The sequence below is a fragment of the Ruminiclostridium cellobioparum subsp. termitidis CT1112 genome (assembly GCF_000350485.1).
Classification (GTDB): domain Bacteria; phylum Bacillota; class Clostridia; order Acetivibrionales; family DSM-1351; genus Ruminiclostridium; species Ruminiclostridium termitidis.
In genome coordinates this window covers 33291-53342 of record NZ_AORV01000025.1, presented here as the reverse complement: position 1 = coordinate 53342, position 20052 = coordinate 33291, and the positions used below count along the sequence as shown (strand labels likewise).

The following is a 20052-nucleotide window of genomic DNA, read 5'->3' as shown; positions in this document are numbered from 1 at the left end:
ATGAGATATAAACACTGTGGTTAAAAAATGGAGGCTATATGGGTAAATTTGCAGATAAATATTTTAAGGTTTGTCCGTGGGAGGTAGTTGAAGAAGGCTTTGATCCTGAATACGGCCGCGTATCCGAATCGATATTTTCCCTTGGCAATGAGTACATGGGAGTACGCGGATATTTTGAAGAGGGTTACAGCGGTGATAAGCTGCAGGGAAGTTATCTTAACGGCATATACGAAGAAAATATAACGGAAAAATCCGCCTATAAGGGCATTTCAAACCGCGGTACCTTTATGGTTAACGGTGTTGACTGGCTTTACACCAGATTGGAACTGGATGGAGAGGAACTTGACCTCGCAAGGAGTAAAATCAGCAGCTTCAAGAGAAGGCTGGATATGAAAACAGGTGTATTGACCAGAGAGTTCCTATGGTATACAAAAACCGGGAAGGAACTCAGGGTGGAGTTCTCAAGATTTTTGAGCATGATAACACCCAGGCTGGGCTGCCAGAGGATTACACTTGAACCTGTGAATTTTTCGGGAAAAATTGCAGTTAAGGCCGGTCTTGACTTTTCACCCATACATGAGACCATGCAAAGAAGTCTTTGGGATTGCCTGAAACAGGGAATTTCGGACGGCGTCACAGGAAGCCTGGGAAGGACCAAATCAAGCGGGCAGATGGTATATGCCGGATTTAAAATACAAAGTAAACAACCATTGGATTATACATATGTTGAGAAGGATAAATTGAATTATCTGGGTTTTGATATAGCCCTGGACAAGGGCAAAGGGACTTGCTTTGACAGGACGGCTGTGGTGCATGCCGAAAAGAATACGGTTAAAAATCCTGAAAAAGTGTGGTCTGAGGGAAGTGAGCTTGCAAACCTGTACGGTGCAAAAAAATACGATGAGGTCCTGGCCGAAAATAGAGCTTACTGGAATGATATCTGGAATACCTTTGATGTCTCCATTGAGGGTGATGACGACAACCAGCAGGGAATAAGGTACTGTATTTTTCAGATGCACCAGACTTATCACGGTGAGGACTCCGACATGAATATCGGGGCAAAGGGACTGACCGGGGAAGCATACGGTGGAAATGCCTTCTGGGATACAGAAACCTATTGCCTGCCCTTTTATCTCTTCAACAATCCCAAAGCGGCAAGGAACCTGCTCGAGTACAGGTACAACACACTTCCGCAGGCAATTGAACGGGCGGGAGATCTGGACTGTGACGGAGCATGTTATCCCATAGCGACACTGGACGGAACAGAGAGCTGCACACTATGGCAGCATGCAAGTCTCCAATTCCAGCCAAGTACGGCAGTGGCCTATGGCATCAGGCATTATGTAAAGATTACGGGGGATAAGGCCTTCCTGTATGAAAAGGGTTTGGAGATGCTGGTGCAGATATGCCACTTCCTTGCCACAAGAGGCCAATGGAGCTCCAGAACGGGCAAATTCGGGTATTATGGTGTAATGGGTCCCGATGAATTCCAAATGATGGTCAACAATAACTGCTACACAAATTTTATGGCCAAAAAGACCTTTGAGTATACTATCGATGTTTTATCGGAGACTAAAGCCGTTAAACCCGAAGCATATGCACAAATTCAAAAGAAGCTCGGCCTTGATGAGGCCGAATTGGATAACTGGAGCCGTATGGCTGAAAATATGAGGATTCCTCTGGAGGAAGCGACAGGGATATATGAACAGCACGAAGGGTACTTCGATCTGCCGCATATTGATATAAAAGCCATACCTGTTACGGATTTTCCCCTTTATCACAACTGGTCCTATGACAGGATATACAGAAATGACATGATTAAGCAGCCCGATGTGCTGATGTTCATGTTCCTGCACAATCAGGATTTTTCCTGTCAGAGCAAAAAAGTAAATTACGAATTCTATGAGCCCAGATGCATACATGAATCCTCGCTTTCACCGTCGGTTCACTCGGTTCTGGCCTCCGAGCTGGGACGTCACAGGGAAGCCTTTGACTTCTTCAGTTTTGCAACCCGTATGGACCTGGACAACTATAACAGAAACACCAGGGAAGGTTTGCATACCACTTCCATTGCCGCCGCATGGGTCAATATAGTATATGGTTTCGGAGGTATGAGATCCGACGGCGAAATGCTCCTGTTCAATCCGTCAATACCTGCTGCATGGAAATCCTACAGCTTCAGAGTGCTCTACAGAAATGCAGTTCTGGAAGTGAAGGTTATGAAGGAAACGATCATATTTAAAACCATCAATTCTTTGGAGACAAAGATAAAGATATACGGGAAAGATTACAGCATAGGAGGAGAAGCTCTGGAAATACCCGTTCCTGAGGAATGGAGGGGCTGAGTCGCATAACATTTGTGGCCGCTATTGCGGCTCAAAGCCATAACATGGCTTGGGAGGTTAGCTTGAAAGACTTCACTTGTGTTCGTCTTCCAAACTAACCTGTGAATTTATGGCCGTGCGAAATATTCAAAGTATTAATCAATACTTTGAAAGCGCACATGGCCAATTAACCTCCTTTATTCGCCTTATAGCGGATGAGGAGTGAAGAAGGTTTCATTACTGTTTTATGGCCACAAATGTGGCTCATGGAGGTTAATATGTCCTGGATAATAGAAGAAAAAGGTTTCAACAAAAACAACATAGAGCTGAACGGCAACAAATTCATGCTGGGAAACGGTTACATGGGCTACAGGGGCACATTGGAGGAATTCGGAAAGGACCGGCTGGTGGCCTGCAATCTCCTGGGCTTGTATGACAGGGTGGGAGATAAATGGAGGGAGCCGGTAAACGCGCCAAACGGCTTTTATACAAGATTAAGCTGTGATGATGAACAGCTTGGTCTGCCCGTCAGTCAGACAACCGGGCACAGGCAGAGTCTGGATATATATTCCGGCCTGCACAAAAGGGAGAGCACTTTCACCACATCCGCAGGAAACGGGGTAAGCATAGAAACCGAGCGGTTTCTTGGGCTGTCGGATGTGCACCTGATGTGCATGAAATACTCATTAAAGGCAGCCGGGAGCTGCCGGATCGTCATAGAGACGGGCATAGACGGAGAGGTCTGGGATATCAACGGTCCTCATTTAAAAGATATGCGGCCGGCGGTGAAGCAGGAACTCATCGTTTTGAATTCGGTGACAGGAGAGCTGGGCTGTCCGGTATCTGTGGCCGAAGGGTTGGATATCCCGTTTGCCGCGCATATGGATATAAAAATGGAGGACAGGTGCATTCTGAGATGTATTTCTTTCGAGGCGCAGCCCGGCGAGTCCTACACCTTTTATAAATATGTGGCGGTTTATACAGGCAATGATATTGACAGAACCGAATCCCCCACAGCGGTATCCGGAGCGGCAGAAGAGGCTTGCCTGGCTGCAAAAGGCAGGGGCTATATACAGTTGGCGGCAGAGAATGCGGCACTGTGGGAAGAGCGGTGGAAGATGTCGGATGTGAAGATACACGGTGATGAGGACGCACAGAAGGCCTTGCGGTACAGCATATATCACCTGCTTTCCATCGCTCCGTCTCATTCCGACAGGGCATCAATACCTGCCAGAGGGCTTTCGGGGCAGGTATACAAGGGCGCAATATTCTGGGATACCGAGATGTTCATGCTGCCTTTCTTCCTGTATACAAATCCCGGCATTGCAAGAAATCTTATGAGGTACAGGGTCCATACACTTGACGGCGCCAGAAGAAAAGCAGCCGAGTACGGCTACAGGGGAGCGTACTATGCCTGGGAAAGCCAGGACACCGGAGATGATGCCTGCACGCATTTCAACGTGACAGATGTTTTCACCGGAAGACCCATGAGAACTTATTTCAGGGATAAGCAGATTCATATAAGCACAGATGTAGTTTACGGCATATGGCAGTATTACAGGCTTACAGGCGATGAGAGCATACTGCTGGAGGGCGGAGCCGAAGTGATACTGGAGTGCTCCCGTTTCCTGATATCCTATGCATATTTCAAGAAAGATAAAAACAGGTATGAGATTCTGGATGTGACGGGTCCGGATGAATATCACGAAAGAGTAAACAACAATGCTTTCACGAATATGATGGTAAAGCATACGCTTGAGGTGGCGGTGAAAACTCTGGAGCTGCTGAAAAGCAAACATGCCGCTGCCTATGAAAAGCTCATGGCAGAGCTGGATTTCAACCCTGAGTTGGATGCCCTGAGGGAAATGAATGATCTGCTCTACATACCGCAGCCTGACGGCAGATCCCTTGTAATAGAGCAGTTTGACGGATATCACAGATTGGAGGACATAAGTCTTCAGGAACTAAAGGGGAGGATCATAAATCCCAATGAGTACCTTGGAGGCGGAAACGGAATTGCCGCCACAACCAAAATACTCAAGCAGGCCGATACGGTGTTGATGCTCAACCTGTTTAAGGACAGGTATCCCCATGAGGTCAAGAAAGCCAACTGGGAATATTACGAACCCAGGACAGAGCACGGTTCAAGCCTCAGTCCCTGTGTATATGCCCTGCTGGCAGCCGATACGGGTAATCCCGAGTGGGCATACAAATATTTTCTAAAGACGGCTACCATCGATCTGACAGGGGAGTCCAAGCAGTACGCCGGGACCATATATATAGGCGGTACTCATCCGGCTGCAAACGGAGGTGCCTGGATGGCGGCAATTCTTGGCTTTGGAGGAGTGGGCTTTGACGGCAGTGCTGTTGCCATAAATCCAAAGCTTCCGTCTGCATGGAGCTCCCTGGAGTTTAAGCTTAACCTGAAGGGACAGCTTTATACCGTAGTAATAGATAAAACTTCCGTAACTATTAAATCCCGACCGGAAAATACGGCCGGCATTGATTTCAGTGTTGCCGGAAAATTACTTTCCTGTAAAGCCGGCGGGAGCATTTCCAGCGGTTATAACCAAAATAATTTATAACAAATATTTACATAACATGGCTTGGGAGGTTAATATGAACAATATAAAAGGAGCACTGTTTGATCTTGACGGAGTGATAGTTGATACTGCCAAATATCACTATCTCGCATGGAAGCGTTTGGCCGGGGAGTTGGGCTTTGAGTTTACTGAGGAGCACAATGAAAGGCTTAAGGGAGTGAGCAGGATGAGATCACTTGAGATATTGCTGGAAGTCGGCGGGATAAGCTGTACCCCGGAGGAAAAGCTGGCCATGGCCGAAAAGAAAAACAACTGGTATGTGGAGTACATAAAGAAAATGGATGAGTCGGAGATACTTAAGGGTGCCAGAGAATATTTACTCAAGCTGAAGGGCGAGGGTGTGAAAATAGCGTTGGGCTCGGCCAGCAAAAATGCGCCCATGATACTTGAAAACCTGGGTATAACCAATCTGTTTGACGCTGTAATTGACGGCAATAAGGTGTCCAAAGCAAAGCCTGACCCTGAAGTATTCCTGCTGGGGGCAAAGGAACTGGGCCTTAAGGCAGCCGACTGCATCGTATACGAGGACGCTGAAGCCGGCATAGAGGCTGCCCGCAGAGCCGGAATGGGCACTGTGGGCATAGGAAGCAGGGACATACTAAAAGAAGCGGATATGGTTGTCAGCGGGCTGTATGAGCTGCTTTGATACAATTGAATTTATTTTTTGGGCCGGTCAATTTAACTTGTTGGGCTGATTGAATTGTGTTGATTGAAATTTTGTTTTTGCTTTACAGATAAATTTAATCAAAATCAACTGGTACGTGAGTACAACTTCATAAAAAAAGATGCACAGTTAAAAACAATAGCGGTAAATTGCCGACGACGGCAAAACAGATTTAAATGAGGAGATACAATTTACCGCTATTGTTTTGGGTGCGTCTTTATTTTATGAAGTTAGTGCGGAAGTTACCAGTTGATATAAAAATATTATTCCAGGTAAAGCATAAATTAGATTAATTAGAACAACGCGTTAAATTAACTCATTAATCTAATTTAATTTTCACATTTTATGGGAACAAAATACAATGCTTTTAGTTCTAGATTCTTATTTTAAATGGGTAAATAGGCTAAAAGCATTATTTTATGTTAATAAACTGACGAAAAATATAATAAGAATAAACCGAGGAGGGGATAAAATGTTAAGCTTGCAGACAATCAAGGATTTAAATGAGGTAATAAATAATATCGACAATCGGATTGAAAGCAATGCCGGAAGGATTAATCCAAAAGAATTGGAATATTTGACATACCAAAAAATAAAGATTCAGCAGTTGATTGATGACATACATCACAAAGAGGATTATTTTAAAGATACAAGGGATTAATCCGGAAAGCGATGCAAAAATATGAAGAGCGTTGGTAATATCTATGGATGCTAAATATGTTAATCTGTTTTTAGAAGCTTTTGGCAAGACGCTGGAGCAATTTGGTGTTGGAGGCATCAAGAGGACAAACATAAAAAAGAAAAGTAAATTGTATGTGGATTCGGAGGTATCGACAATTATACTGCTGAAGGGTGGAATTCAGGGCAACATCGTGTTGTCAATGTCCCAGGATACCGCCAAAGGTCTGGCTTCGGCCATGATGATGGGCATGAGTGTTTCAGTTATTGACGAAATAGCCAGGAGCGCTATTGGAGAACTGTCTGGTATGATTGCAGGAACTTCCTCCACTATGTTGGCTTCACTGGGAGTATCACTGCAAATAAGTCCGCCCATGGTCATATTTGAATCCTGCGATATAAACCTGCATGAAACCCTGGCTGTTGATTTTGAAACACAAATAGGCAAAATAGAGTTTAACATAGGCTTTGTCTAAAACTTTAGTCTATGTTTTTATATGAACTCCCTAAATACTTTTATTTTAAATTTACTGACTCATTATCTGATCTAATTCAGGTAACCTTTGAGTCTTTTTTTTGTTCCGGGGATTTATAAAGTTTGGCAAGGAAAATCAGGTAATTTTATAGTTTTAGTAATATAATATCTATAAGAACATCCGGCAATAAATCCCGCACATGGGTAGAGGGCGGCTAAACCGGCATACAGGACAAAGGAGGTTGTAATGGATCATAAGGCTGCTATTCAAGAATCAATCAAATATATAGAAGAAAATCTGTGTGAAGCAATTAATTTAAATGACATAGCCAGGAAAGCGTACATTTCAGAATTTTATTTTCACAGGTTATTCCGGAATGCCACAGGGAGTTCCGTAATGGAGTATGTGAGGGAAAGAAGACTTTCGGCGTCGACAGATGCCCTTTCAGAAACCGATGAGAAAATAACCGATATCGCCCACAGGTTTCAATACGGTTCGGAGGAGTCATTCTCCAGGGCTTTTAAAAAGGCATACCGAATCAGTCCCAGAGAATACAGAAATACCTGCAATAAAAATTATTCTCAAAAGAATACTTATACCGGTATGAAGAAGCTGACAGGTTCTTCGGCAGGTGTGACCACTCTTTCAATGGCAGCATAATTTTATTATAAAATAAAGGAGTTGATTTAATGAGTTTGATACCTGTAGTAGTTGAACAAACAAATCACGGAGAACGGTCTTTTGACATTTTTTCAAAATTGCTGAATGACAGGATAATTATTTTAAGTGATGTGGTCACAGATGAATCGGCAAGCCTGGTTGTTGCTCAAATGCTCTACCTTGAAGCGGCAGACCCTGACAAAGATATCAATTTCTATATAAACAGTCCGGGGGGCTCCATATCTGCCGGCTTTGCCATATATGACACCATGCAGTATATAAAATGTGATGTTTCTACCATTTGTATCGGGTTTGCCGCCAGCATGGGTTCGTTTTTGCTGGCTGCCGGCACCATGGGAAAGCGTTTTGCCCTGCCGAACAGTGAGATATTGATACATCAGCCTCTGGTAAGCGGAGGTATTCAAGGGCAGGCCACTGATATCAAAATACATGCCGAGCATTTGATCAAAACCAGGAGCAGGTTAAATAAAATATGCAGTGAGAGGACCGGCCAGCCCCTGGAAAAGATTGAAAAGGACGTTGAGAGAGATTTTTATATGTCTGCCGAAGAGGCAAAAGCATATGGCCTGATCGATAAAATCCTTGTAAGAAGTTGACATAATAATATATTTATGCAAGGAATGCTGCCGCGAACATAATTACTAAATGAAAACGCTCACATTTTTAGGCCCCATATATGTGAATTTTAGCTAAAATTGCTGTTTACGTGAAGTTGATGCTTGTTTAAAAAAATCATATATGTTATTCTCTACATATGAAATAATTCAAAAAGGTGGAAGCAATGAATATTGATTTGATTGCTAAAAAGGCTGGAGTTTCACGTGCTACAGTATCCAGAGTAATAAATAATTTTCCGGGAGTCAGGGAAGAAACCCGTAAAAAAGTTGAAGAGGTTATCAATGAGCTCAATTATATCCCAAGTGCCGCTGCGCGTTCACTTGTCAGGAAAAGAAGCAACATAATAGGCGCACTGATTTACAATATAACACAGCCTTTTTGGGGCAACTATATATCGGGAATTGAAGATGGTGTAGTTCCTACAGATTATGGTTTATTCTTTGCAAACAGTAAAAAGCACAAGACCTTCTGGGATTACCAGAAGGCTTATAAAGAAAACCTGAAAAACCTTGTAAGCCACGGCGTAGACGGTGTTATCATGACTTTACTCAATGACCTGGAAAAAGAGGACATTGATTTTTTAGAGAGCGTTAACATTCCATATATTGTTATTCAAAATTGTTTGGACGATTCCAGGATAGTCAGTGTCAATGTAGATAATGTGGAAGGAGCATATCAGGCCACAAATTATCTGATCGGTCTGGGGCATAAGTCCATCGGGCATATAACCGGGCTGATGACCAGCGGAATCGGAAAATCCAGGCTTCAAGGCTTTACCAGAGCAATGGAGCAGGCCAGCTTACAGGTACTTCCCGACAATGTCATAAACGGAGGACATTCGTTCAAGGACGGCTACTGGGGTATGAAACAGCTTATGGCTCATGAGAATCCTCCCACCGCAGTCTTTTTCGGAAGTGACGAATCGGCCTACGGGGGAATCTATGCTGCCGGTGAAATGAACATACGTGTGCCGGAGGACGTCTCGGTCATCGGATTTGACGGGATCAGAGATACCTTTGACCATTCGGCGTATTTACCGGTTTTGACTACCATGGAACAACCTACCCATGAAATGGGCAGGATTGCGGCCGAGTTAATGGTTGCCTGGCTAGACGGTGAAAAACCGAAAAAATCCACAATAAATATGAAAGCCAAATTATTTGAAGGAAAAACGTGTATTCCTCTGAAGTAGAGAGTTATTAATATTTCGGATGAAAAGTTGCTGCAGGATGTGGTACGGCCGCATTTGGCAGCAACTTTTTTATATTGTCCCAGTTTGAATTATTACTCTTTGGACGGGAAAAGATGATAAAAATAATCCGGCTAAAGTGTTGACAAAAAACATTTTCATTGTATAATTAAAATTAAGGTTGGGAATGAGAGCGCTTACAATTCAAAATATGACATCTGGATACATACTACCAAAAGTACATTTTTTAACAGTATTATTGTAAATGTGACCAAAAAAAGTAGAGTTTAGCTGCATTTTTTATTCAATTTATATGATATGGCCACGGTTTTGTATCAGTTATCTTTATTTAGATTTGAGAGCGATTTCATATGAGCAACCCTTGTGTAGTATAGGTATAAAAAATTTTGAGGAGGCTATGAAGAAAATGAAAAAGAGGTTATTATCAATCGTTCTTGCAATTTCTACAGTGATGTCCTTAGCCGCTTGTGGTAGTTCAGACACATCAGGAAATACATCAGGAGCAGTTTCTCAATCGGCTGCAAGTGATGTTCAGAGTGGTTCCGGTGAAGCAAAGCACCTTACTTTGTGGACAATCGTTAAGAATGATGCGGCTACCAAAGTTTTCAATGATGCGGCAGCAAATTTTAAGAAAACCAATAATGTAGAGGTTGAGATACAGTTTTTTGAAAACGACCCCTACAAGACAAAATTAAAGACAGTTATGGGAAGCGGTCAAGCTCCGGATATTTTCCATTCATGGGGCGGTGCATGGCTCAAGCAGTTTGTTGATGAGGATCAGGTACTGGAAATCACAGACAAGTCATCAGATTTTAAATCACAGCTCTCAGAAGCTGCATGGGATCTTGATACTTTTGACGGAAAGGTATACGGAGTTCCCTATATACTTACAGGTACTGTAATATACTATAACAAGGCTTTGTTTGATAAATACGGCTTGACATTCCCAAAGACATGGGATGAAATGCAAACTGTTGCAAAGACTTTCAAAGACAACGGCATAATACCTTTCGCAATGGGTAACAAAGGCGCATGGCCCGGAGCTATGTACTACATTTACCAGTATATCCGTTTCGGCGGAAAGGATGCCATAATAACCGGTCTTGAAGATAAAGGAAATGGCGTATTTGATAAAGATGCATTTATAAATGCCGGTAAGAATATTAAGCAAATGGTTGACGAAGGTTGGTTCCCGGCAGGTACTAACGGTATCAATTATGATACAGGCGGAGACCGTATGCTGTTCTACTCTGAAAAGGCAGCTATGATGCTGCAAACAGGCAGCATGAGTTCTGCTGCTAAGGACGAAAGCCCTGATTTCTATAAAAACAATCTCGCAGTTGCTCCATTCCCTACAGTTAACGGCGGAAAAGGAACTACACAGGAAACCTTGCTTGGAAATAATGCCTTCTCGGTATCAAAGGACTGTAAAAATCCTGATGATGCTGTAGCATTCTTGAAATATTACACAACCGATAAGGAACTTAATGAAAGAAATGCAAATGACGGAGGTATCCTGGTTGCTACAAAGGATGTTAACATCAAAGATCCTATTGTAAGCGGAATTATGGGAATTCTGTCACAATCCACTTCGGTTCAGAATTTCTTTGACCAGGGACTTCCAACAGAAGTTGCAACTGCTTTCAATGAATCCACACAGGCATTGATCGGCGGAGCAATGAGCCCTGAAGATGTATACAAAAAGTGTGAGGACACAGCGCAAAAAGTATTAAAAGATAAATAACTCACTCACTGAACAAAGCCACAGGGGCTAGGTCAAATTTGGGCTTGACTTAGCCCCTTATGGTTACAGACCTGAATCTTAATAAGCAATGTGAGGTGCTACATTAATGAAAACGCTTGAGGGAACTATGCCCGGTAACGATTATGTTAAAAAAAGTAAAATAAAACAAGCGATGAAACAACGGTTAACGATTTTATTATTCCTTTTGCCGGCATTATTGGTATACGGTACTTATAATGTTTATGGTATTTTCCGGACTTTTTACTATAGCTTTATGAAATGGTCGGGACTGAGTCCCAGAATGACATTTATAGGATTAAAGAATTATATTAATTTGGTTACGGATATAAATATCTGGCTGGCATTAAAAAATAATCTGATTCTGGTGGTTGTTTCAATTGTATTCCAGCTCTCATTCGGACTTATTCTGGCACTCATTGTCAACAGTAAGATCCGCGGAGCAAAATTCTTCAGAACCGTATATTTTATGCCTATGCTGCTGTCAACTGTCGCAACAGGTATTATCTGGCTTCTGATGTTTGACCCTTATTACGGACTGATCAATCATATGTTCACAGCCATGGGCTTTAAATCTCTTGAGAACATGGCCTGGATAGGAGATCCTAAGAGTGCAATGCCAGCGGTTTTATTCGTTGTATGCTGGCAGTATATTCCCCAGTATATGATCCTGCTGCGGGCAGGGCTTACAAATATCGCAGATGAAATCAACGAGGCAGCCACCATAGACGGAGCAAACAAGCTTCAGCTGTTCAAGAGCATTACCCTGCCCTTGCTGGCGCCGACCTTGAAGACATCGGCAATATTATCCCTGGTAGGTTCTTTGAAGTACTTCGATCTGGTGTATGTTATGACCGGAGGAGGACCTAACGGAGCAACCGAAGTAATGGCCACCTATATGTACAAAAATGGCTTCGAGTCTTCGAATATGGGATATGCCAGTTCGGTTGCGGCATTTATGTTTATAGTATCCCTGACCATGGTTGCCCTGTTCCAATTTGGAACCCGCAGAAAGGAGGAGAATAATTAATGACAAAGCAAATTACTCTTAAGGCTCTTTTATATTTTGTAGCAATATTATTTCTAATAATATTCGGATTTCCATTTGTTTTTGTCCTTATTACCTCCATTAAGGACCAGAATGGATATATGCAGAGCTTCTGGAATATTCCGTCAACTTTTTATATAGGAAATTTTATTGCGGTTTTCAAGGCAAATTTTTTGAGATACCTGTTTAATTCGCTGTTTGTAGCCGGTATTTCTGTTTCACTGGCTATTTTTATAGCATCAATGGCAAGTTTTGCGTTGGCAACAATGAAATTCAAACTTAACAAGGCAGTTTTCATGTTATTTCTGGTAGGTATGATGATACCTGCACACACAACCCTGATCCCGATTTTTGCGTTAAACAGGCAGCTGGGATTATTGGATAAAACCTATGGCTTGATAGGACCTTATACAAGCTTTGCAATTCCTATTTCGGTATTTATTATGACGGGTTTTTTCAAGGAAGTACCAAAGAGTATACAGGAATCCGCTTACATTGACGGAGCATCGGTTTTCAGGATATACGGACAGATCATGCTGCCTCTTTCGCTGCCTGCGGTATCAACTGTGGCTATTTTCAATTTTCTGGCGTGCTGGAACGAATTTATATTTGGTTTGACATTGATCAACTCTCCCAGCCAGAAAACACTGCCCATAGGAATCCGTGAATTCTACGGAGCGGAATCGATAAATATCCCTGCTATTCTTACGGCGGTATTGGTGGCTTCCCTGCCCGTAATGATTTTCTATTTCCTATGTCAGGAGCAGGTAATTAAAGGACTTTCGGCGGGGGCTGTGAAAGAATAGCAGTATGCAATTAATGGATTTATAATACTCATGGTAAAGGACAAAAATTATGGATTTACTACAAATAGAGAATGGAAAAATTATTAATACAAGCGGAAAAGTTGTAAATTTACGTGGAACCTGCATTGGAGGTTTTCTCAATCTTGAGGATTTTATAAATGCATACCCGGGAACCGAGAGTGCTTTGAGAAAACACATGCTGGATACTCTGGGAAGCGTAAAAGGAAAAATGTTTTTTGACCGTATGGCGGATAATTTCTTTGCCGAGGACGACATTGCCTTTATTGCGGCCAGCGGTGCCAACTGCATCCGTATTCCCTTGAATTACAGGTGCTTTGAAACGGATGATAAACCGTTTTCATATAATGAAGAGGGCTTTAAACGCCTGGATGGTATTTTGAAGCTTTGCGAGAAATACTCCATTTACGTCATTCTGGATATGCATGCGGCACCGGGTTGGCAGAATTGTCACTGGCATTCCGACAATGAGAGGGGAGTGGCGCTGTTATGGACGCACAAGCTCTTCCAGGACCGCTTTGTCGCGTTGTGGCAGGAGTTTGCACGCAGATATGAGGGAAGAAATGTTGTTGCAGGATATAATCTGATCAATGAGCCTTCCACCGGAAACCCCAATGGAGAGCATGCTTTTGATTTTTATGAACATTACAAGCCCGACTGGAATGCTATGAACAGCTTGTACAGCCGTACGGTAAAGGCTATCCGGGACATCGATCCGAAACATATCATTTTCCTGGAAGGGGACAACTATTCCCGTTATTTTGAAGGCCTTGATACACCTTTTGCTGACAACCTGGTTTACAGCAGCCACAATTATACTTCACCGGGTTTCGGATCAGGCCCTTATCCGGGCTATTACCAGTCTGAGGCAGGACTTGTTTACTGGGATAAAAACCGCCAGAAAATGGATATTTTGAACTGTCAGGGATATATTTTCAGCAGGCAGCATAATGTTCCTATATGGGTGGGTGAATTCGGCTCTCAATATCATGGAGAGAAAGAGCAGTTGCATTACAGGCTTAAAGCAATGGATGACCAGCTTGCGGTGTACAACGAATGTGATATAAACTGGACAACCTGGACATATAAGGATGCCGGAATAATGGGATGGGTGACTCTTGATCCGGAATCAGACTACATGAAGATTGTAGAACCTGTACAGCAGATGAAACGGAACCTGGGCGCCGAAAATTTTGTAGCACAGTACTGGGATTCTCCCGGAAGAGTCAAGTCGCGTGAACTGGCTGACTTGATACTGGCCGAGTCGGGCAATTATCAATGCCAGAATGCCGCTAATGCATATACCTTCAACTATGCGGCACTCACCGGTTATGCTGCTGCAATGCTGCAGCCTGCCTATGCAAGAAGATTTGCAAATATGACCGAAACAGAAATTGATAGTATAATGCAGGCGTTTAACTTCAAGAATTGCATAATCAACAAGGACTACCTGGAAATTTTAAAGCAAAGGTTAACCGAATGATAAAGGCTGACTGATAAAAGTTAACTGAATGATAAAGAATGAAAGGAATTGGGAATTTTAATGATATATAATGATTTTGGAAATGCAGATTTTAAAGTTTCGGATGTAGGATTCGGAGCATGGGCAATAGGCGGAACAGCCTGGGGCGGCGGCAGACGGGACGACGATGCCAAGGAGGCGTTAAAGGCTTCCCTGGATGCGGGCATTAATTTTTATGATACCTGTGATTCATATGGAGACGGGCACAGTGAAGAGCTCATAGGTGAATTTTTTAAAGGAATGCGCAAGGAGGCAGTTATAGTAACAAAAGGGGGAACCAATTTCCGTGTACCCGAGCGAAACAAGAATTTTACAAGGGATTATCTCATGATGAGCCTGGATGAAAGCTTACAGCGCCTCCAAACAGACTATGTGGATGTCTATCTTTTGCATGTCCCCGATTCAAAATGGCAGGATGAGGCTGAAGTTTTCCGCACAATGGAAGAGATCAAAAAGTCGGGCAAGGCAAGATACTGCGGTCTGGCAATGTGGGGAGCGGCAGATACCCTGCATGCACTGGAAAAAGATAAAAATGGTGCCATAGAGGCAATCGAATGCCCGTTTAATATTCTGAACAAATCCAACATTGAGGTTGTAAGGATTGCAAAAGAGAGAAACATAGCTGTTTTTACAAGCCAGCCTCTGGCAAGCGGGATTCTGACCGGCAAGTATGGTGTTGATACAAAGTTTGGCGACGGCGACAACAGAAAAGGTTTCTGGAGCAAGGAACGTTTTGAAGCAGTGCAGGAGGATATGAAAATAATCGAGGAATGTGTGAAGGAAACCGGTATGAAGATGAATGAACTGGCACTGGCATACAACTTGAGCTATCCTGGAATATGCAGTGTTATCCCCGGCGCAAAAAATGCCGATCAGGTTTTGAAAAATACAGCAGCCAGCGAAAAGCGCTTGAGCGAGAGCATTATGAAAAAACTGTCGGCTACCAAAGGGTTTGTTTTTTAAACAGACCTGATTTAAGGATGGGTTGAAAAATGAAACGTATGATTTTGGAAAAGGGTTGGAAGCTAAGACGGATAAAACCTGACGGGCAATTGACGCCGGAACGGCTTGTGGATATGCTTTGTGAAAATGGAGATGGCCCGGATTTAAATTATACTATTAATAAAATGCCTTCTCAGGTGCATGATATCTTATATTCCCACGGTGTAATAGAAAATCCAAACATTATGGGGCATAATAAGGATACATGGATCGATGACTTCGATTGGGTATATTTCTGTGACTTCAAAGCCGATGATCCGGCTCTTCCTTCTTATTTATATTTTAAGGGATTGGATACTTATGCAGATATATATCTGAATGGACAATGCATAGCCCGGTTCGATAATGTTTACCTCCAGCACAGGACAGAACGGCTGGAAAATTTGAAGAAGAACAATACTCTTATGGTATATTTTCATTCTTCAAAAAAAGTGATCGATTCAATTGAGATACCGGAGAAGTATGCGGGCAGAGTGCCTGCAAATTCCTGCGAGAGAGTGTTCCGCTCCGGGTTTCATGATTACAATGGGCCCATTCCAAGCCTTATCAGATGCGGTATTTATTCCGAGGTGGTACTGGAACAGGCAGAGACACTCCGGATAAGGGAATTTAAGCTGGATTCGTTCCTGAATGAGGATTATACCGAAGGAACGATTGCCTGCAGTCTTCAACTGGAGAACTACAGTGGGGAAACCGAATGTACCATATCGGTGTATGACGGGGACAATAATCTGAAAGGCCTTGAAAAGTCGGTAATTTCAGAAGATTCGGCAGAATTGCGTATAACTGTAGAAAAACCGCAGCTGTGGTGGCCCCGCACACACGGGGAGCCATATTTATACACCATTTGTATCCGCTGCGGGAGTAAGAAAGGTGACCAGCTCATAAAAAAAGTCGGCTTCAGGAAACTTGAACTTGCCGGAGACTTTGATTACAGGATAAACGGGCATCCGCTCAAGCTGTGGGGAGTGAATCTTACCCACCCCGATACGCTTACCAATTGCTACAATGAAGAGCTGATGAACAGAATTCTGGATCTGGCAGAGCTGGGAAATTGCAATATAGTGAGGGTTTGGGGAGAAAGTGAAGTTTATGACGAAGCATTTTATGACCAGTGCGACAGTCGGGGTATCATGGTGTGGCAGGATTTTTATCTGTGCTATTCCATGTACAGCGAAGAGCCCAGGTTCATGGAAGCCTGCCGCATGGAAGCCGAGCAGCTTGTAAAAAGACTTCGCCATCATGCGTGTATTTTACTGTGGTGCGGCGGCAATGAAATGCTTTTATCCCGCGATTATGATTTTCCGGGTGAATACTGTTTCGGGGAAAAAATATTTATGGAGGTCTTTCCCGAGGTATGTAAAAGACTTGATCCCGACCGTTTGTACCATCCATCCTCTCCGTACGGAGGCAAATGGGCAAACGATCCGTCGGCAGGAGATACCCATGGATATACCCATTTGTGGTTTGTACCTGAAAGGGATTATCCTGTTTTTCTCAGTGAAAACTGCAGAGTATCGACTCCGCCGCTGCGTACAATGAAAAAAATGATGACACCTGAAGAATTGTGGCCAGAGGGATATACTGCAAAGGTCAGCAGAAAAAATCCATTGCCCTGGCCCGGGTCATGGTGCAATCACAATACAAATATAGGACATATCAAATTGGGGCCTGTTGAGCATTATTATGATGCTGATTCGCCGGGGGAGTTGATTTACCGCATTGGTGCCGCCCATGCCGAATATATCAGAAAAGATGTGGAAAGATTCCGCAGGGGCTACTCAGCCGGAGATCAAAAAGGAGTCCGTAAAACAAAGGGACATATGCTCTGGAAATTCAACAATAACAGCAATATCATATCCTATGGAGTAATCGATTATTTCCAGGAACCGTATTATCCCTATTATGCCTTGAAACGGGCCTATGAACCAATTCTGCTGTCATGTGAATTCTCACGGCATGGCTACGTATGGATGACAAACGATACCATGAACCGGGTTGAGGGGACACTTGACATAAAGTTGTTTGACATGGATAATAATAGCTATGTAAAAGGATTCAGCGTACCTTTTTCGGTTATGGCCGATGAGTCAAAGGTATTGGCTGACCTGGATGAATTCGGCCAGTTCCGCAAGCGTTTCCTGGTCTGTGCAAAAGCATTTGCACCCGGCGGAGGATTGATTGCGGAATGCATTGATGTGTTTGAACTGGAAAGGCATCTGATGTTTCCTGTGGATACCGGCCTTGAAATTGCCAAAGAAGGCGGCAACTGTCTTGTCATAACCTCAAAAAAATTCGCAAGGTGTGTTGAATTGCTGGGAAATGAGGACGGAGACGAATTTGGCTGGCTCTTTTCAGACAATTACTTCGACCTGCTTCCCGATGAGCCAAAAAAAGTCATGGTGCTGGGACGGCATTCAAAAGGTATTATCACTGCCAAAGCGGTTTATGATGATCAAAAGTGTACAATAGAGTTTTAATCTTTATGGCTGTTTAACCTCCTTTATTTGCCTTATGGGGAATGGAGGAGTGAACAAATTTCATAACTGTTTTGTAGCCGCTATGTGGCTCAAAGCCATAACACGGCTCATGGAGGTAATATGAAAATAGTATTTGCACCCGACTCCTTTAAGGGGAGCTTAAGCTCACTGGAAATAATTGATGTACTCAATGATTCTGCAAAGCGCATTTTTGGCAAGGTTGAAACAGTACCGGTTCCCATGGCCGACGGAGGGGAAGGCACCATAGATGCCCTGACGGTGCCGGCAGGCGGTACCAAAGAAACGTTTACGGTCACCGGACCCATGAACAATCCTGTAGAGGCAGTCATCGGATACATACATGAAGGCAGGACTGCTGTCATCGAGATGGCACAGGCGTCGGGACTGTCCCTGATCCCGGGCGGAAGGAAGGAGCCTCTTGCGGCAACCTCCTACGGTACGGGCGAGCTGATCCGGAAGGCCCTGGATAAAGGAATCCGCAGTATTATCATTGGCATTGGAGGCAGTGCCACCAATGACGGCGGAATGGGTGCCATGAGGGCTCTCGGTGCAAGGTTCCTGGATGCTTCGGGAAAAGAGCTGAAGGGAAGCGGTTCGGACCTGGAACTGGTCAGAAGAATTGATATTTCAGGCTTGAATCCCGCAGTTTCAGAATGTGATATCACGGTAATATGTGATGTCTCAAACCCCCTGCTGGGGAAAGACGGTGCAACTTATATATACGGGCCTCAAAAGGGAGTGACCCCCGAGCTGCTGGACAGGCTGGAAAAAGGCATGTCCAATTATATCAAAGTGGTGGAAAATACACTTGGAAAGACAATTGCCAATGTCCCCGGGGCAGGTGCTGCCGGAGGAATGGGAGCTGCTCTCATGGCATTTCTGAACGCCGGGCTGAAACCGGGAATCGATGTTGTGTTGGATGCAGTAAACTTCGACGAGCTAATTGACGGAGCAGCTTTTGTTGTGACCGGGGAAGGCAATATAGATGAGCAGTCTGTCAGGTTTGGAAAGGTCCCCTCGGGAATAATGAAGCGCTGTACTCCAAAGCAGGTACCTGTAGCGGTAATTTCCGGAGGCATGGGGAAAGGTGCCGAACTCTTCTGGCAGAACAATCTGGGAAGCATCATGACAACCGTCAACGGAATAATGACGCTGGACGAAGCTATTGCCAATTCGAGAGAACTGTTGAAAAACGGAGCAGACAGGATGTTTTTACTGATTAAAATCGGTATGAGCATATAAATAATATAATAAAAAACATAATAAAATATTTAACAAATTCTTTATAATAATATTTGCGACAATTTTTACAATCAAACAAAAAAGTCCACTGCCGGTGTGTTATGCCCCGACGGTGGACTTTTTTGCCTGAAAAGCAATCCGGGAAGATATATTTGTTGACTAGCCGCCCTGGAAGAGCTATAATAATTGCATACAATTATATTTTATAAAATTAAATTTGAGAAAAAGTATAAAGGAGAAAAGGAGAGATATATGAATATTTACGATTTTAAGGCCCGGACAATAGACGGGAATGAAATTTCACTGGAAAAATATAAAGGAAAGGTAGTTATAATAACAAACACGGCCAGCAAATGCGGTTTTACACCTCAATATGAGGACTTGCAGAAGCTTTATGAAAAGTATAAGGGACAGGGCCTGGAAATACTGGGGTTCCCGTCAAATCAGTTTGCAGAGCAGGAACCTGGCAGCAATGAGGAAATCAAAAGCTTCTGCACATTAAACTATGGAGTCGGGTTTCAGATGTTTTCGAAAACAGATGTCAGAGGTGCCGGAGCCCATCCTTTGTTCAATTACCTGACAGAACAGGCTCCCTTCAACGGGTTTGATATGAATCATGCCCTTGGGAAAATCCTGAAAAGCCTTCTCGAAGAAAAATTTCCGGAAACGCTTCACGGTGACTCAATAAAATGGAATTTTACCAAGTTTCTTATTGACGGAGAGGGGAATGTTTCAGGCAGATATGAACCCACTACCTCCCCTGCTGATATGGAGCAGGATATTGAAAAGCTTTTGCAGCAAAACCCAAAATAATGCTATTGGTCTGTAACATCCAAAACGTATATTGTCCGGCCTGAAAATTAACCGACCGCGATGTATTAATTTAGATGTTGCAGA

The 20052-nt window shown here is 43.4% G+C and carries 16 protein-coding genes; all 16 read left to right on the top strand.

From position 1 onward, the window contains the following. The first annotated feature begins 38 nt into the window (after positions 1-38). The 16 genes from CTER_RS06780 (at position 39) to CTER_RS06705 (ending at position 19968) form a co-directional block, all read left to right on the top strand. Positions 39-2345, top strand: a complete 2307-nt coding sequence (locus CTER_RS06780) for a glycoside hydrolase family 65 protein (protein WP_004624687.1) — start codon at positions 39-41, stop codon at positions 2343-2345. A gap of 257 nt (positions 2346-2602) precedes the next feature. After that, complete coding sequence (locus tag CTER_RS06775) at positions 2603-4909, top strand: glycoside hydrolase family 65 protein (RefSeq protein ID WP_004624550.1); 2307 nt, start codon at positions 2603-2605, stop codon at positions 4907-4909. A gap of 34 nt (positions 4910-4943) precedes the next feature. Next, entirely contained in the window at positions 4944-5573 is a 630-nt protein-coding gene (gene pgmB, locus CTER_RS06770; RefSeq protein WP_004624608.1) for a beta-phosphoglucomutase, read from the top strand. A 490-nt stretch (positions 5574-6063) separates the two neighbouring features. Beyond that, positions 6064-6252, top strand: coding sequence for a hypothetical protein (locus tag CTER_RS06765; protein WP_004624709.1), 189 nt, complete (start codon positions 6064-6066; stop codon positions 6250-6252). A 43-nt stretch (positions 6253-6295) separates the two neighbouring features. After that, positions 6296-6745 (top strand): chemotaxis protein CheX, encoded by a 450-nt coding sequence (locus tag CTER_RS06760; protein ID WP_004624601.1) that lies wholly within the window; start codon positions 6296-6298, stop codon positions 6743-6745. 246 nt (positions 6746-6991) lie between these two features. Further along, positions 6992-7405 (top strand): helix-turn-helix domain-containing protein, encoded by a 414-nt coding sequence (locus CTER_RS06755; RefSeq protein ID WP_004624648.1) that lies wholly within the window; start codon positions 6992-6994, stop codon positions 7403-7405. A gap of 29 nt (positions 7406-7434) precedes the next feature. Then, positions 7435-8022: an ATP-dependent Clp endopeptidase proteolytic subunit ClpP gene (gene clpP / locus CTER_RS06750; RefSeq protein ID WP_004624535.1), complete on the top strand. Its 588-nt coding sequence runs from the start codon at positions 7435-7437 to the stop codon at positions 8020-8022. A gap of 185 nt (positions 8023-8207) precedes the next feature. Further along, entirely contained in the window at positions 8208-9236 is a 1029-nt protein-coding gene (locus CTER_RS06745; RefSeq protein WP_004624619.1) for a LacI family DNA-binding transcriptional regulator, read from the top strand. A 424-nt stretch (positions 9237-9660) separates the two neighbouring features. Further along, positions 9661-10998, top strand: a complete 1338-nt coding sequence (locus tag CTER_RS06740; RefSeq protein WP_004624657.1) for an ABC transporter substrate-binding protein — start codon at positions 9661-9663, stop codon at positions 10996-10998. A 106-nt stretch (positions 10999-11104) separates the two neighbouring features. Next, entirely contained in the window at positions 11105-12046 is a 942-nt protein-coding gene (locus CTER_RS06735) for a carbohydrate ABC transporter permease (protein ID WP_004624545.1), read from the top strand. Beyond that, a complete protein-coding gene (locus tag CTER_RS06730; RefSeq protein ID WP_004624714.1) occupies positions 12046-12870 on the top strand; it encodes a carbohydrate ABC transporter permease in 825 nt (274 codons plus the stop codon). Before CTER_RS06735 ends, CTER_RS06730 begins: the two co-directional genes overlap by 1 nt. Positions 12871-12919: 49 nt before the next feature. Continuing rightward, the gene (locus CTER_RS06725) at positions 12920-14371 is read left to right on the top strand and encodes a glycoside hydrolase family 5 protein (RefSeq protein WP_004624646.1); all 1452 of its coding nucleotides are present in this window, start codon (positions 12920-12922) and stop codon (positions 14369-14371) included. 60 nt (positions 14372-14431) lie between these two features. Then, on the top strand, positions 14432-15373 hold the full coding sequence (locus tag CTER_RS06720) for an aldo/keto reductase (protein WP_004624691.1): 942 nt from the start codon (positions 14432-14434) through the stop codon (positions 15371-15373). A gap of 29 nt (positions 15374-15402) precedes the next feature. After that, on the top strand, positions 15403-17892 hold the full coding sequence (locus CTER_RS06715) for a beta-mannosidase (RefSeq protein WP_004624614.1): 2490 nt from the start codon (positions 15403-15405) through the stop codon (positions 17890-17892). A gap of 120 nt (positions 17893-18012) precedes the next feature. Beyond that, positions 18013-19155: a glycerate kinase family protein gene (locus CTER_RS06710; RefSeq protein WP_004624682.1), complete on the top strand. Its 1143-nt coding sequence runs from the start codon at positions 18013-18015 to the stop codon at positions 19153-19155. Between the two features lie 252 nt (positions 19156-19407). Then, a complete protein-coding gene (locus tag CTER_RS06705; RefSeq protein WP_004624539.1) occupies positions 19408-19968 on the top strand; it encodes a glutathione peroxidase in 561 nt (186 codons plus the stop codon). The last annotated feature ends 84 nt before the right edge of the window (positions 19969-20052 follow it).